The sequence below is a fragment of the Streptomyces poriferorum genome, from assembly GCF_019399235.1.
In the GTDB taxonomy this organism is placed as follows: Bacteria; Actinomycetota; Actinomycetes; order Streptomycetales; family Streptomycetaceae; genus Streptomyces; species Streptomyces poriferorum.
This window is the reverse complement of the sequence record NZ_JAELVH010000004.1, coordinates 54,704-68,466: the sequence shown is the minus strand read 5'-3', so window position 1 is coordinate 68,466 and position 13,763 is coordinate 54,704. Positions and strand designations below refer to the sequence as shown.

General features: G+C 71.4%; 14 protein-coding genes. 5 read left to right on the top strand and 9 right to left on the bottom strand.

The window, feature by feature from the left end:
- Positions 1-27: 27 nt before the first annotated feature.
- From htpG to JGS39_RS01480, 3 genes are read right to left on the bottom strand one after another with little or no spacing between them, the layout of a single operon-like run.
- Positions 28-1,971, bottom strand: a complete 1,944-nt coding sequence (gene htpG, locus JGS39_RS01490) for a molecular chaperone HtpG (RefSeq protein WP_219566722.1) — start codon at positions 1,969-1,971, stop codon at positions 28-30.
- 48 nt (positions 1,972-2,019) lie between these two features.
- On the bottom strand, positions 2,020-2,643 hold the full coding sequence (locus tag JGS39_RS01485) for a ribonuclease FAU-1 family protein (RefSeq protein WP_219566721.1): 624 nt from the start codon (positions 2,641-2,643) through the stop codon (positions 2,020-2,022).
- The gene (locus JGS39_RS01480; protein ID WP_219566720.1) at positions 2,624-3,544 is read right to left on the bottom strand and encodes a GNAT family N-acetyltransferase; all 921 of its coding nucleotides are present in this window, start codon (positions 3,542-3,544) and stop codon (positions 2,624-2,626) included. Before JGS39_RS01480 ends, JGS39_RS01485 begins: the two co-directional genes overlap by 20 nt.
- A gap of 69 nt (positions 3,545-3,613) precedes the next feature.
- Here JGS39_RS01480 and JGS39_RS01475 point away from each other — a divergent pair, with 69 nt between their 5' ends.
- Positions 3,614-3,988 carry a GntR family transcriptional regulator gene (locus tag JGS39_RS01475; RefSeq protein ID WP_219566719.1) on the top strand — a complete coding sequence of 125 codons (375 nt, stop codon included), beginning with the start codon at positions 3,614-3,616 and terminating at the stop codon, positions 3,986-3,988.
- Between the two features lie 20 nt (positions 3,989-4,008).
- On the opposite strand, the gene JGS39_RS01470 is transcribed toward JGS39_RS01475, so the two are convergent.
- Positions 4,009-5,124: a DUF5925 domain-containing protein gene (locus tag JGS39_RS01470; protein ID WP_219566718.1), complete on the bottom strand. Its 1,116-nt coding sequence runs from the start codon at positions 5,122-5,124 to the stop codon at positions 4,009-4,011.
- 240 nt (positions 5,125-5,364) lie between these two features.
- Between JGS39_RS01470 and JGS39_RS01465 the strand changes: the two genes are divergently transcribed.
- The 3 genes from JGS39_RS01465 to JGS39_RS01455 all read left to right on the top strand — a co-directional run bounded on the left by JGS39_RS01465 (position 5,365) and on the right by JGS39_RS01455 (position 7,464).
- Positions 5,365-6,156, top strand: a complete 792-nt coding sequence (locus JGS39_RS01465; RefSeq protein WP_306072189.1) for an SGNH/GDSL hydrolase family protein — start codon at positions 5,365-5,367, stop codon at positions 6,154-6,156.
- A gap of 281 nt (positions 6,157-6,437) precedes the next feature.
- On the top strand, positions 6,438-6,701 hold the full coding sequence (locus tag JGS39_RS01460; RefSeq protein ID WP_219566716.1) for a hypothetical protein: 264 nt from the start codon (positions 6,438-6,440) through the stop codon (positions 6,699-6,701).
- Positions 6,702-6,855: 154 nt separating this feature from the next.
- Positions 6,856-7,464 carry a TetR/AcrR family transcriptional regulator gene (locus tag JGS39_RS01455; protein ID WP_236063131.1) on the top strand — a complete coding sequence of 203 codons (609 nt, stop codon included), beginning with the start codon at positions 6,856-6,858 and terminating at the stop codon, positions 7,462-7,464.
- A gap of 18 nt (positions 7,465-7,482) precedes the next feature.
- Here JGS39_RS01455 and JGS39_RS01450 read toward each other — a convergent pair whose 3' ends face one another.
- Together JGS39_RS01450 and JGS39_RS01445 are read right to left on the bottom strand one after the other, a co-directional pair.
- Entirely contained in the window at positions 7,483-8,319 is an 837-nt protein-coding gene (locus JGS39_RS01450) for an ABC transporter permease (RefSeq protein ID WP_219566715.1), read from the bottom strand.
- Entirely contained in the window at positions 8,316-9,278 is a 963-nt protein-coding gene (locus JGS39_RS01445; protein ID WP_219566714.1) for an ATP-binding cassette domain-containing protein, read from the bottom strand. The genes JGS39_RS01450 and JGS39_RS01445 overlap by 4 nt, the downstream gene beginning before the upstream one ends.
- A gap of 63 nt (positions 9,279-9,341) precedes the next feature.
- Here JGS39_RS01445 and JGS39_RS01440 point away from each other — a divergent pair, with 63 nt between their 5' ends.
- Positions 9,342-10,052: a TetR/AcrR family transcriptional regulator gene (locus JGS39_RS01440; protein ID WP_219566713.1), complete on the top strand. Its 711-nt coding sequence runs from the start codon at positions 9,342-9,344 to the stop codon at positions 10,050-10,052.
- Between the two features lie 185 nt (positions 10,053-10,237).
- On the opposite strand, the gene JGS39_RS01435 is transcribed toward JGS39_RS01440, so the two are convergent.
- The 3 genes from JGS39_RS01435 to hmgA all read right to left on the bottom strand — a co-directional run bounded on the left by JGS39_RS01435 (position 10,238) and on the right by hmgA (position 13,744).
- Positions 10,238-11,455 carry a type ISP restriction/modification enzyme gene (locus tag JGS39_RS01435; protein ID WP_219566712.1) on the bottom strand — a complete coding sequence of 406 codons (1,218 nt, stop codon included), beginning with the start codon at positions 11,453-11,455 and terminating at the stop codon, positions 10,238-10,240.
- Positions 11,456-11,562: 107 nt separating this feature from the next.
- Positions 11,563-12,363 carry a GntR family transcriptional regulator gene (locus JGS39_RS01430; RefSeq protein ID WP_219566711.1) on the bottom strand — a complete coding sequence of 267 codons (801 nt, stop codon included), beginning with the start codon at positions 12,361-12,363 and terminating at the stop codon, positions 11,563-11,565.
- Between the two features lie 52 nt (positions 12,364-12,415).
- Entirely contained in the window at positions 12,416-13,744 is a 1,329-nt protein-coding gene (gene hmgA, locus JGS39_RS01425) for a homogentisate 1,2-dioxygenase (RefSeq protein WP_219566710.1), read from the bottom strand.
- Positions 13,745-13,763: the final 19 nt, after the last annotated feature.

The following is a 13,763-nucleotide window of genomic DNA, read 5'->3' as shown; positions in this document are numbered from 1 at the left end:
GTCCGGCGGATCAGGGACCGGCAGGCTTCAGAGCGTGCGCTCCAGGCGGTCAGCCATCAGCCGGACGAAGCGCGACGGGTCGCCCAGCTCGCCGCCCTCGGCCAGCAGCGCCAGATCGTGGAGGAGTTCGGCCGTCTCCTCCAGACCGGAGCCGGTGTCCCCGCCTCGCCCGGCGTACGCCCGGTTGAGGCCGCCGACCAACGGGTGCTCGGGGTTGAGTTCGAGGATGCGCTTCACCTGGGGGACGGGCTGCCCCATGGCGCGGTACATGCTCTCCAGGGCGGGTGTCACATCGTGCGTGTCCGAGACGATGCAGGCGGGTGAGACGGTCAGGCGCGAGGAGAGCCGCACGTCCTTGACGGTCCCGCTCAGCCGCTCCGTCATCCAGCTGAGCAGATCCGCGTACTCCTGCTGACGGTTCTCCCTCTCGGTCGCGGCCTCCTTCTTCTCCTCCTCCGTACCGAGGTCGACCTCGCCCTTGGCGACCGACCGCAGCTTCTTGCCGCCGAACTCGGGCTCCGCCTCCACCCACACCTCGTCGACGGGATCCGTCAGCAGCAGCACCTCGACGCCCTTGGCCCGGAACGCCTCCATGTGCGGGGAGTTCTCGATCGCCTCCCGGGACTCGCCCGTGAGGTAGTAGATGTGCTCCTGGCCGTCCTTCATCCGCTCCACGTACTGCCGTAGCGTGGCCGGCTCCTCCTTGTCGTGGGTCGTGGCGAAGGAGGCGACACCGAGGATGGCGTCGCGGTTCTCGAAGTCGCTCAGCAACCCCTCCTTGACCACGCGGCCGAACTCCCGCCAGAACGTGGCGTAGCGCTCCGGATCGCCGGACATCATGTCCTTGACCGCCGACAGCACCTTCTTCGCCAGCCGCCGGTGCATCAGTTGGATCTGGCGGTCCTGCTGGAGGATCTCGCGCGACACGTTGAGCGACAGGTCCTGCGCGTCGACGACGCCCTTGACGAAGCGCAGGTACGACGGCATCAGCGCCTCGCAGTCGTCCATGATGAAGACGCGCTTCACATAGAGCTGGATGCCGCGTTTGTACCCCTGCACGAAGAGGTCCTGGGGCGCGTGCGAGGGGACGAACAGCAGAGCCTGGTACTCGAAGGTGCCCTCGGCCTGGAGCCGGATGGTTTCGAGCGGGGCGATCCAGTCATGGCTGATGTGCTTGTACAGCTCGTGGTACTCGTCGTCCGTGACCTCGTCGCGCGAGCGGGCCCACAGTGCCTTCATCGAGTTGATGGTCTCGGGTTCGCGCGCCGTGTCACCGTCCTCGTCCCCCTCCCCGGAGCCCACGCCGACGGGCTCCGGAACCATGCGCACCGGCCAGGTGATGAAGTCCGAGTACCGCTTGACGATCTCCCTGATCTTCCATGGAGACGTGTAGTCGTGGAGCTGGTCCTCGGAGTCCTCCGGCTTGAGCCGGAGAGTGACCGTGGTGCCCTGGGGGGCCTCGTCGACGGTCTCGATCGTGTACGTGCCCTCACCGGTCGACGTCCAGCGGGTGCCCCGGTCCTCGCCCGCCCGCCGGGTCAGCAGGACGACCTCGTCGGCCACCATGAAGCTGGAGTAGAAGCCGACACCGAACTGGCCGATCAGGCCTTCGGCCGCAGCGCCGTCCCCGGCGTCCCTGGCCTCCTTGAGGTCCTTCAGGAACGCGGCCGTACCCGAGTTCGCGATGGTCCCGATGAGCTTGACCACCTCGTCGTGCGACATCCCGATGCCGTTGTCCCGCACGGTCAGCGTCCGGTTCGGGCGGTCGGCTTCGAGCTCGATGTGGAGGTCGGACACGTCCGCGCCGAGCGCGTCGTCGCGGAGCGCTTCGAGCCGCAGCTTGTCGAGCGCGTCGGAGGCGTTGGAGACGAGTTCACGCAGGAACACGTCCTTGTTCGAGTAGATCGAATGAATCATCATCTGCAGAAGCTGACGCGCTTCCACCTGGAACTCGAACGTCTCAGTGGGCATAGTCCGTGCATCCTTCTCAGGTCACCGGCGGGCAACGACCTGAGAACTCTAAGTCAACTGATCGTCCTCGCAGGCGCGTTCCGAAGGCCCGGAGAGCAGTCCGGCCAGACCCTCCGCGCGGGCCATCCGTTCCAGGCCGTCCAGGGCCCGAACGGCCTCCCGGGCCGCCGCCGGATCGCGCCCGGCCAGTCCGCTCTCTTCGAACTCGTCCTCGTCCAGCCGCAGTACGGCGGAGCGGTCCGCCGACACCCACAGGTCGAGATCCAGGTCCTCGACCAGAAGAGCCCCGTCCTGGATCTCCGCGGGGCGGGTGATGTCGCAGTACCAGCCCTTGAGCACGCCGGCGCCGCTGCGCACCTCCTTCACGGCGAACCAGGCGTCGCGCCAGTAGTGCTCGGTGAAGACATCGCCCGGCTCGAAGCGTACGAAGCCGAAGTCGCGGACCCCCGGGGCGGCCCAGGGTGCCCGGACCGTGATCCGGTTGCCGTCGTCGGCGACCAGGGTGGCGGGATACCTGATCTTGGTCTTTCCGGCCTTGACCAGGACGACCGTCAGTCGGGGCTCAGCCGTCGGTCCGGATCCAGCCGTCGGTCCGGGCTCAGCCGTCGGTCCGCATCCAGCTGTCGGTCCGGGCTCAGCCGTCGGTCCGGGCTCAGCCGAGTTTGCGGACATGGCGCACCTCCGTGGCACAGAGTTCGTAGCCGAACCAGCGGTTGACCGCAAGCATCGGACCGTTGCCGGCATCGTTGCCGGTGTAGGCGTCGGTGTACCCGGCGGCGCGCGCCCGGTGCAGCGAGTCGTTCTTCGCGAGCTTCGCCAGCCCGCGGCCGCGGTACGCCCGCCGGGTGCCGGTCATCCCCGACCAGTAGCGGTCCACTCCGTCGGTCTCCGCGAGGCTGAACGCCGCCACCTCACCGTCGGCCACCACGACCGAGGTGAGGTCGTGGTCGAGGCCGGGGCTGCGCCAGGTCTCCGTCAGCCACTCCTCGTAGTCCGTCAGCAGGGCCGGTGTGTCGCTGGGCTCGTCCGCGGTGGTCTCGGCATCCGCCTCGAAGAGCGGGCGCGGATCGTCGGCGAAATCGGCAGCCGTGCGCAGCTCGACACCGGCCGGCAGTTCCTGACGGGGCGGCAGCGTGGCGCCCGCCAGGTCGAGATGGAAGAAGTAGGCAGGCCGGCTCGGCGCATATCCGTGCTTTGCGGCGAAGGCCAGGTCGGCGGGGGTGTCCAGCACCCAGGTGTAGACCGAGGCCGCGCCGGCCAGGGCCAGAGACTCCTCGGCCGTGCGCATCAGCAGCGTGCCCGCGCCCCGGGCGGTCCGCTCCGGGTGGACGAACGTGTTGCAGAACGCCTGCCCCGGCTCGGGACTCTCGTGGGCCAGCCCGACCTGCGCCGTCCCGATGACCTCGCCGTTCTCCTCCGCGACCAGCATCCGGTAGCGCTTGCCGGGATGGGCGGTGGCCAGGTCGAAGACCACCCGCTCCGGTGTGATGACCATGAACGGGAGCGCCGCGCGTCTCACCCGCACCCAGTCCTCGGCGTCGGCGGGCCGGAAATCGCGCACGATGACAGTCATGGCCCGGACCGTACCCGGTGGTCCGGCCCGTCCGCCCCCGAGTTTCCGGCGGTGGGGCAGAATCGGCCCGTGACTCTGAAGATCGCCGTTGACCCGGATTCCGGCACCGCTCCGTACGAGCAGCTGCGCACGCAGATCTCCGAACTGGCCCGCTCCGGCGCGCTGCCGGTCGGCTACAAGCTCCCGACCGTCCGAGGGTTCGCCGAGGAGCTGGGCCTGGCGGCCAACACCGTCGCCAAGGCCTACCGGGCCCTGGAGGCGGACGGGGTGATCGAGACGCGGGGCCGCAACGGGACGTTCGTCGCCGCTGCGGGCGACGCCGCCGAACGCCACGCGGCCGCCGCCGCACGTGAGTACGCGGAGCAGGCCCGGCGGCTGGGGATGTCCCGGGCGCGGGCCCTGGAGCTGGCGCAGGACGCGGTGCGGGCGGTGTACGCGGATTGAGGTGAGGGCCGGAACGGGGCTCAGAGGTAAAGACCCGCGTCAGCCCCCGAGTCCTGCTTGGGGACCGACGCCGGGCCCGTGCCGCGGCGCAGTGCGTACAGCTCCGCCAGGGTCGTGCCCTCGCGGGCCGCGTCCCGGCCCAGGCCCTCCTCCGTACCGAGCCAGGCCACCGACTCCTCGCGGGTCAGCGGCCCCACCTCGATGCGTGCCAGGCAGCGGCCGGGCCTGACGACCGCCGGGTGCAGCCGTTCCAGGTCCTCGTTGGTCGTCACGCCCACCAGCACGTTCCGGCCCTGGCCCAGCAGCCCGTCCGTGAGGTTCAGCAGCCGCGACAGAGCCTGGCCGGCCGTGTGCTTGGCCTCGCCGCGGATCAGCTCGTCGCAGTCCTCCAGGAGCAGCAGGCGCCAGCGGCCCTTCGCGCTGCCGTCGTCCTCGCCGATCGCGATGTCCATCAGATAGCCGACGTCGTTGAAGAGCCGCTCGGGGTCGAGCACGCAGTCGACCTGGCACCAGTCCCGCCAGGACCGGGCCAGGGTGCGCAGGGCGGACGTCTTGCCGGTCCCGGGCGGGCCGTGCAGCAGGAGCAGCCGGCCCGCGATGTCGTCCGGGGTGACCTTCATCAGCCGGTCCATGGCGGTGGCCACGGGCGCGGTGTAGTTGGAGCGGACCTCGTCCCATGTGCCGGCCGCGATCTGACGGGTCGTGCGGTGCGGGCCGCGGCGCGGTGAGACGTACCAGAAGCCCATCGTCACGTTCTCCGGCTGGGGCTCCGGCTCGTCCTGGGCGCCTTCCGTGGCCTCGTCGAGCACCTTGCGGGCCAGTTCCGGACCGGTCGCGGTGACTGTGACGTCGGCTCCGCGGTTCCACCGCGAGACGAGCAGGGTCCAGCCCTCGCCCTCGGCCAGCGTGGCGCTGCGGTCGTCGTCACGGGCGGCGCGCAGCACCTTCGCCCCCTCGGGCAGCAGCGTGGCGCTCTTCCTCACCCGGTCGAGGGAGGAGCTGTGCGAGTACGGCTGCTCGCCCGTCGCGAAGCGGCCGAGGAACAGCGCGTCGACGACGTCGGACGGCGAGTCGCTGTCGTCGACGGTGAGCCGGATCGGCAGCGCGGACTCGGGGTTGGCAGACATGCCGCCCATGATCCGGCACGTGTGTATCCGGCGCACCCAGGTTTCGTCACCCGCTGTTCCGGTCCGGCTCGCGCCGTGGCTGCGGGCCCGGTGCGCCGATATGACACGAACTCAGGGAACCGGCGGTGAAAGCTCACCCGATCGAGTTGGCATGGACACTTCCGGAATGGGCTTCGCTGCTGCTACCACGGATGTGGCAGAGATCCTGCCGGCCGGTCCAAGGGAGCTTCCATGAAGATCACCAGACTCATGGCGTTGTCGTCCTCACTCCTGCTCGGCGCCGTCATCGCCCTGACCGGGGCGGCCACCGCGAACGCCGCACCGTCCGTCCAAGCCGTCGACTATGTCGCGCTGGGCGACTCCTACTCCTCGGGAGTCGGCTCCGGCAGCTACATCAGCTCCAGCGGTGACTGCAAGCGCAGCACCGTGGCCTACCCCTCGCTCTGGGCGGCCGCCCACGCTCCCGCCTCCTTCGCCTTCACCGCCTGCTCGGGCGCCCGCACCAACGACGTGACCGCGAGTCAGCTGGGACCGCTCACCGCCTCGACCGACCTCGTCTCGATCTCCATCGGCGGCAACGACGCGGGATTCGCCGACGTCATGACGACCTGTGTCCTCCAGTCGGAGGCCACCTGCCTCAACCGGATCGCCACCGCCCGCGGCTATGTGGACTCCACGCTGCCCGGCCGGCTCGACTCGGTGTACGACGCGATCAGCGCCAAAGCTCCGTCCGCCCATGTCGTCGTGCTCGGCTATCCCCGCTTCTACAAGATCGGCGGCAGTTGCGTCGTCGGTCTGAGCGACAAGGTGCGCACCGCCATCAACGGCGCCTCCGACTACCTCAACGCGGCCACCGCCAAGCGTGCCGCCGACCACGGATTCACCTTCGGTGATGTCGCCGGGCCGTTCACCGGGCACGAGATCTGCTCCGGGAGCGCCTGGCTGCACAGTCTCAACTGGCTCAACATCGGCGAGTCGTACCACCCCTTCGCCGCCGGGCAGTCCGGTGGCTATCTGCCCGTCCTCAACTCGCTCGACTGATCGGCGCGGGCGTCGTCCGAGCTGTGCGCGGCGCCCGTCGTGCCGCCTGCCGCAGGAGCCTTGCAGGTCAGGGCCCCTTCCGGTGGGCGGCTCCGATGGGCCTGATCCGTGAGGAGGTTGACGATCTGTCCAACTCGCCCTGGAATCGGGCAGATTCGCAGACAGGTCGTCAACCTCCGTATGTGTGTGCTCAATCCTGTGCCCGGGATACACGCGTGTCGCCGCGGGGCGATAGGGTTAACCTGCCCGGGCCGGGTGCCCTCGTACGGGTGGGGAGTGACATGGAACAGATAACGATGCGCAGCAGGCCACGCGTGCCTGCCATTACATGCGGGAGCGGTGCGACGAGTTCGCGCCTCGACCGCCATCTCGCAGTGCTGGGCGGCCCCGCCGTCCCGCAGCGTGAGTCCGCGGAGGCGACGCTGCTGATGCTCGAGCTCACCTCGCGCGATGTCGCGCACACCCGCCGGAGCAAGAGCGCGAGGGTCTCGCTCTTCGCTCCGCTGCGGCGACTGCGGCGCTCGCTCTTCGGCAGCCGCCGCTGACCCGACGCCCCGGTCCCGGCCTCGCGCTGCTGCCCGCTCTTCCGTCATCCCCGGAGCCGGCAGTGGCGCGTCGCCATGTCCGCGTGAGCCTCTTGCCCGCCGGTGCGGTGGGCTCCGAGGTAATTCGGTGCCGAAGTACTTCTACACTGTCCGCATGCCCGAGAAGCGAGCCGCGCGCCTGAGTCCCGACGAACGAAGGGCGCAGTTGGTCACGATTGGCGTGGACATGCTCTCCGATCGCTCGCTGGACGAACTCTCCACCGACGATGTGGCACGCCGCGCCGGGATCTCCCGGGGGCTGCTCTTCCACTACTTCGACTCCAAGCGCGACTTCTACCGCTCCATGGTGCAGCGGGAGTGCGACGACTTCGCCGCAGCCATGGAGCCGGACCCCTCGCTGGAGCCCGTCGCCTGGCTGCGGTCCTTCATCGCCTGCTTCACGGCGTACGTCACGGAGCACCGCAGGGTCTATCTCGCGCTGGTCCGTGGCGCCGCAGGCAGCCATCCCGCCGTGGAGGACATCGTCGAGTCCACGCGCACCCTCGTGGCCCGGCGCGTGGTGGAGGGTCAGCGACGGCTCGGAATGCCGGACTCGCCCCGGCTGCCGGTCGCCGCCCGGGCCTGGATGGCCTTCGCCGAGGAAGCCGTCACCAACTGGCCGCTCGACGAGCCGGACGCCCTCGACGCCCTCGGTGCCTTCCTGGAGTCGGGTTTCGTCGCCCTGCTGGGCACACTGGACCGGCCGGTCGCACTGCCCGGCTGAGCCGGTGCCCCGGCGTCGTCATTCGCCGCCGCGCGAGTAGAGGCGTACGGACAGCGGCACGGCGACCGCGAGCAGTACCGCCGACCACAGCAGCGTTCCGGCCACCGGGTGGGCGACCGGCCAGGCGGCGTCGGCGGCCGGTGCGGCGTTGCCGAAGAGGTCGCGGGCGGCCGCGGCGACGGCGCTGATCGGATTCCACTCCGCGAGCGTGCGCAGCCAGCCCGGCAGGTTGTCGGTCGGGATGTACGCGCTGGAGAGCAGCGGCAGGATGAACGTGGACGCGCCCAGTTGCCCGGCGGCCTCCTCGTTCCGGATCAGGAGCCCCAGCCAGCAGCCCACCCATGACGTCGCGAACCGGAACAGCAGCAGCAGGCCGAACGCGCCCACCGCGGCGGCCGGGCCGCCCTCGATCCGCCAGCCCACGGCGAGGCCGACCAGCATCAGCGGGACCAGGCCGACGGCCGTGGTCAGCACATCGGCCGCGGTCTGCCCGAACGGCACGGCGGACCGGCTCATCGGCAGGGTCCGGAACCGGTCCATCACGCCCCGGTGGCAGTCCTGCGCCGACTGGAACATGCCCGTCATGACGCCGTTCGCCGCGGTCGCCGCCAGCAGTCCCGGCACCAGGAAGGCGCGGTACTCCCGGCCGGGGACGGCCAGGGCGCTGCCGAAGACGTACCCGAAGAACAGCAGCATCGTGATCGGCATGGTCTGGGTGAGGATCAGGACACCCGGGGTCGCCTTGATCCGTTGCAGATGGCGGCCGAGCACGGCCAGGCCGTCCGCCACGGGTGTGTGCGTGGGTGCGGTGGCGTCCGTCGTCCGTCGTTCCGTCACGAGCGCGTCGGTACTCATGCTGCCGTCTCCTTGATGGGGGTGCCGCGTCCGGTCAGGCGCAGGAAGACCTCGTCGAGGGTGGGCGGGCGCAGACTCGCGTCGATCGCCGCCGCGCCCGCCGCGTCCAGTTCGCGGACGATCCGGGGCAGGGTGAGCGAGGGGTCCGTGGTGACCGCGCCCACCGTGCGCCGCTCGTGGTCGAGCACCGGCTCGGTGCCCGTCAGCTGGTCCAGCACCGCCGCGGCGGGTCCGAGCGCGGATGCGTGCGCGACGACCACCTCGGCGTAACTGCCGATCCTGGCCTTCAGTTCGGCGGGGCTGCCGCTGTGGGCGGCCCGGCCGCTGTCGACGAGCACGATGTCGTCGGCCAGCTGATCGGCCTCCTCCAGGTACTGCGTGGTGAGCAGGACGGTGGTGCCGCGGCCCGCCAGCTCCCGTACCGCCGCCCAGATCTGGTTGCGGCTGTGCGGGTCGAGTCCGGTGGTCGGTTCGTCCAGGAACAGCACCTGCGGGCGGGCCAGCAGACTGGCGGCGAGATCCAGGCGGCGGCGCATCCCGCCCGAGTAGGTGCGGGCCGGGCGGTCGGCGGCGTCGGTCAGCTCGAAGCGTTCGAGGAGCTCGTCGGCCCGGGTGCGGGCCACCTCGCCCCGGTACTTGAGCAGCCTGGCGAAGAGCCGCAGATTCTGCCGGCCGGACAGCTCGCCGTCGACGGAGGCGCTCTGCCCCGTGACGCCGATCGCCGCCCGGACGGCCCCGGCCTCCCGCACCACGTCGTGGCCCGCGATCCGGGCGCTGCCGCCGTCGGGTGCGGTCAGCGTGGTGAGGACGCGGACGGCGGTGGTCTTGCCGGCGCCGTTGCGCCCCAGCACCCCGCAGACGGTGCCTTCGGCGACGGCCAGATCGAGGCCGCGCAGCGCGTGGACGTCGCCGAAGCGCTTCTCCAGACCTTCACTAAGTACAGCGTACGTAGTTGTCATGCCGCAACGGTACCGCACTACGTACGGTGTACGTAACTACCATGGTGATCGAGGTGATGATCAATGGTGGGGCGACCCGCAGTACCGGAAGTGATCTGGGCGCGTCCCGAGCGTGCGGGGCGTGGCCCCAAGCCCGCGTTCAGCCGGGCGGACATCGCGGCGGCCGCCGTGCGCATCGCGGACGCGGAGGGGCTCGACGCGCTGTCGATGCGGAAGGTGGCGGCCGAACTCGGCTGCGGCACCATGTCGCTCTACAACTACGTCCCCCGCAAGGAGGACCTGCACGAGCTGATGCTCGACGCGGTCAGTGCCGGCTACGAGTACCCGGACCCGTCCGGTGACTGGCGCGCCGATCTTCTCGCCCTCGCCCACCAGGCCCGGGGAATGATGCACCGCCACACCTGGGTGCCCCGGCTGATGTCGCCGGTCTACGGGTTCAGCCCGAACGCCTTGCGGTACCTGGAGTACGCGCTGAGCTGCCTGGACGGGGTCGACGCGCGGTTCGGCGAGAAGATGGAACTCATCGCCATGCTCAACGGCGTCGTCACCACCTACACCGCCAACGAGATCGCCACGGCGGAGCGCAGCCGGTCGCTGCCCTGGTCCGAGGAGCAGGAGCAGGCCGCGCGCACCGGGTACCTGATCAGCCAGATCATGACCGGGAAGTACCCGCGGATGGCGGCCGGATTCGCCGAGGACCCCGGACCGATCGATCTGGACGCCGTGTTCGACCGGGCGCTCGCCCGGGTGCTGGACTCGTTCGCGAGCGCGTAGGGCGGGCGCTGGTTCTTTCGGGCGCGTGCGGGGCGGGCGCCCGGCCCGTTCGTCAGCGTGTGGGGGCGGACGCCGGCCTCTTCGGGCGCTCGCCCGGGCGCTGAGCTCGTTCGTCAGCGCGTGTGGGGCGGGCGCCGGTCTCTTCCGGCCGCGTGCGAAAGGGCGGGCGCGCCGGACGGCCCGGCTCACAGCAGCGCGAACTGGCCGTCCGGGCCCTCCTCCTGGTGGTCGAGCACGGACGCCGGACGCCGGGCCGCCACCGGCACCGGCAGGACCCCCGCCGCCCGCAGTTCGGGCACACCGATCTCCGGACCAGCCACCAGTTCCTCCTGCCGCGGCCGCAGTTCGGCGAGCAGGGCGAGCAGCGTGATCAGCTCCAGCAGCTCCGACGTCCACTCCTGCGGCCAGGCGCGGGGCAGTACGGCCTCCAGGCCGCCGGCCCCGGGCGCCGCCGTCCGGCGGCCGAACCACATCTCCAGCACCCGTACGCCGCCCACCCGGAACTCCCACGCACCGGCGGGCACCGGCGAGATGCGGCCCGTACCGAGGTTCAGCACCTGCTCCCCGGCATCGTAGGAGAGCTCCGACGGGGCGGGCGGCACAGCGGCCCGCACGTAGGGACGCCGGCCGCCCGGCAGCCGGGGGCGCTCCCCGTCCCGCGCCCCGCGCAACTGGACCCGCAGCAGTTCGCGCCCCAGCTCCACGCCCGCCGACCAGCGCGCGGTGTCCGCGGGCAGCGGCACCGCGCAGCCGTCCGGAGTGCGGCGGGCCGCCGCGAGGATCCAGGCCAGTACCGACTCGGCGGTGACCGCGTCCCCGTGGCGGGCCCTCAGCAGGCCGAGCAGCCCGGGGGCCAGATTGGGTTCGCCGCCGCCGGGGCGCCGGAACAGCGGACGGATCCGGCCGGGCCGCCCGGCGGGGGAGTGGCCGTCGGGGAGCAGCGCGGTCACCGAGAGGGCGGGGCCGGTGTCCTGGGGCACCCGGCCGTGCTCGAGGAGGAAGAGCTGGTGCCCGTCGGCGACCCGCCACAGTTCGGGCCGGGCCACGTCGATCAGCCGGTGGTCGGGGAGCAGCCACTGCTCGTCGAACGGCCCGTGCAGGATCCGTACCGGCTCCGGGCACGGGCCCGGCTCACGGGCGAAGCGGCCGGTCCCGGTGGACTGCCCGGGCAGGGCCGCCACCGGGGTCTGCGGGCCGCGCGTACGGGTGGGCCCGAAGAGCCGCTCGCGCTCGGCGTCGGGGGCCCGGACGAGCCGCTCCCAACGGGCCCTGAGGGAGCCCGCGTCGGGGGCGGTCACCCAGGGACGCCCGGTCCTGAGCGGCCGCACCGACCAGGGCATGAGGTCGTCGAGGAGCGGGCTGCGCGGGCCCTCGCCGGAGCCGGCCGCTGCCGGAGCTGCCACCGTGTCGTCCTCCCCGTCGCCACGTCTGCCGCCGTCCCCGGCATCGTAACGGCGCCGCCACGGGTCCCGGCAGGGCGCCTGCCGGGACCGGGCCGCCGCCGCTTCCGTCAGTGGGTCTCCACCGTGACCGAGAAGGAGAACCGGTCGCCCCGGTAGCGGATCTGCGCCACATCGACCACCCGGCCGCTCTCGTCGTACGCCACGCCCGTGTAGTACAGGATCGGGCTGAGCAGCGGGACCCGGAGCAGTCCGGCGGTGGCCGGGTCGGCGAGCCGGGCCTCGACCGTGTCGGTGATCCGGGCGATCGGGACGCCGGCACGGTCGCGCAGCACCTTGGTCATCGGCCAGCGTTCGAGGTCGGCGGGGTCGATTCCGGCCGCCGCCTCCGGATGGACCCAGTTCTGCGCCCAGTTGGTCGGCTCGCCGGTGTCCTCCTCGCACCGCAGGCGCCGGTAGCCGATGACTTCGGGGCAGCCGGGGAAGTACTCCGCGACATCGCCCGGCACCGGGGACGGGCCGTGTTCGAGCAGGGTGGTGCGCTCGCCCGACTGCTGGGCGACGATCGCGTCGATCGAACCCATCAGCCGCACCGGCGACACCCTGCGTGCGCGGGGCTCGATGAAGGTGCCGCGCCGCCGGTGCCGGCTGATCAGCCCCTCCGTCTCCAGCTCCTTGAGTGCCTGCCGCATCGTGAGGACGCTGACGCCGTAGTGCGCGGCGAGCTGTTCCTCGGTCGGCAGCCGCAGGGTGGCGTCCGCGGTGCGGCCCAGTATCGAGGCCCGCAACGACTGTGAGACCTGGTACCACAGCGGGAGCTTGCGGTTCAGGACCAGCGAGTCGGGCGCGAAGGCGGCTCCCGGGGCCGCGGGGGGTGTCGGAGAGGGCTGCGGCACCTGGGTCACCTGCATTCGTCGTCGCTGCGGCACGTGGCCCTTGCGGCCTGGAGTGGCACGGGGGCCCTTACGGCCTGAAGTTGCGGCTCAGACCCTGCCACACGTCGTCGTAGCCGTGCTGGAGGTGTCCGGCCGTCGCCGCCTGCCCGGTCGCGGTGACCGGCCAGCGGGTCTCGAACATGAAGGCCAGACCGTCGTCGATCTTCTGCGGCTTCAGCTCCGCCGTGCTCGCCCGTTCGAAGGTCTCCCGGTCCGGTCCGTGCGCCGACATCATGTTGTGCAGGGAGCCGCCGCCGGGTACGAAGCCGCCCTTTCCGGCCGTCTTCGCGTCGTACGCGCCCTCGATCAGGCCCATGTACTCGCTCATGACGTTGCGGTGGAAGTACGGCGGCCGGAAGGTGTCCTCGCCCACCAGCCAGCGCGGCGCGAACACCACGAAGTCGACCCCGGCCAGGCCGGGGGTGTCCGAGGGCGAGGTCAGCACCGTGAAGATCGACGGGTCCGGGTGGTCGTAGCTGATCGAGCCGATGACGTTGAACCGGCGCAGGTCGTAGACGTACGGGGTGTGGTTGCCGTGCCAGGCGACCACATCCAGCGGCGAGTGGTCGTACGTCGCCGACCAGAGGTTGCCGCAGTACTTGTTGACCACCTCGACCGGGCGCTCCACGTCCTCGTACGCGGCGACCGGGGCGAGGAAGTCCCGGGCGTTCGCCAGGCCGTTGGCGCCGATCGGGCCGAGGTCGGGGAGGACGAAGGGACTGCCGTAGTTCTCGCAGACGTAGCCGCGGGCGGTGGCGTCGAGCAGTTCGACCCGGAAGCGGACACCGCGCGGGATCAGTGCCACATGGCCCGGTTCGGCGCGCAGCAGGCCCAGCTCGGTGCGCAGCAGGAGACCGCCGTGCTCGGGGACGATGAGGAGCTCGCCGTCGCTGTCGCTGAACACCCGGTCGGTCATGGCGGTGTTGGCGGCGTAGAGGTGCACGGCCATTCCGCTGCGCTCGGCGGCGTTGCCGTTCCCGCCCAGCGTCCACAGACCGGAAAGGAAGTCCGTGCCGGGCGCGGGCTCCGGGAGCGGGTCCCAGCGCAGCCGGTTGGGGTCGGGGACGCTCTCGGTGAACGGGGCGGTGCGCAGGGTGCCGTTGTCGGTCCGGGTGAACGGCGGGTGGGCCGCCGAGGGCCGGATCCGGTAGAGCCAGGAGCGGCGGTTGCTGACGCGCGGCTCGGTGAAGGCCGAACCGCTGAGCTGCTCCGCGTAGAGCCCCAGCGGGGCGCGCTGGGGCGAGTTGCGGCCGTGCGGCAGCGCTCCCGGCACCGCTTCCGAGCTGTGCTGATTGCCGAATCCGGCGGAGTGCGCGAGCCCTTCCGCCGTCTTCCGCGCCTGCTCGATGCCGCTCATATGTGCTCCCGGTGCATGA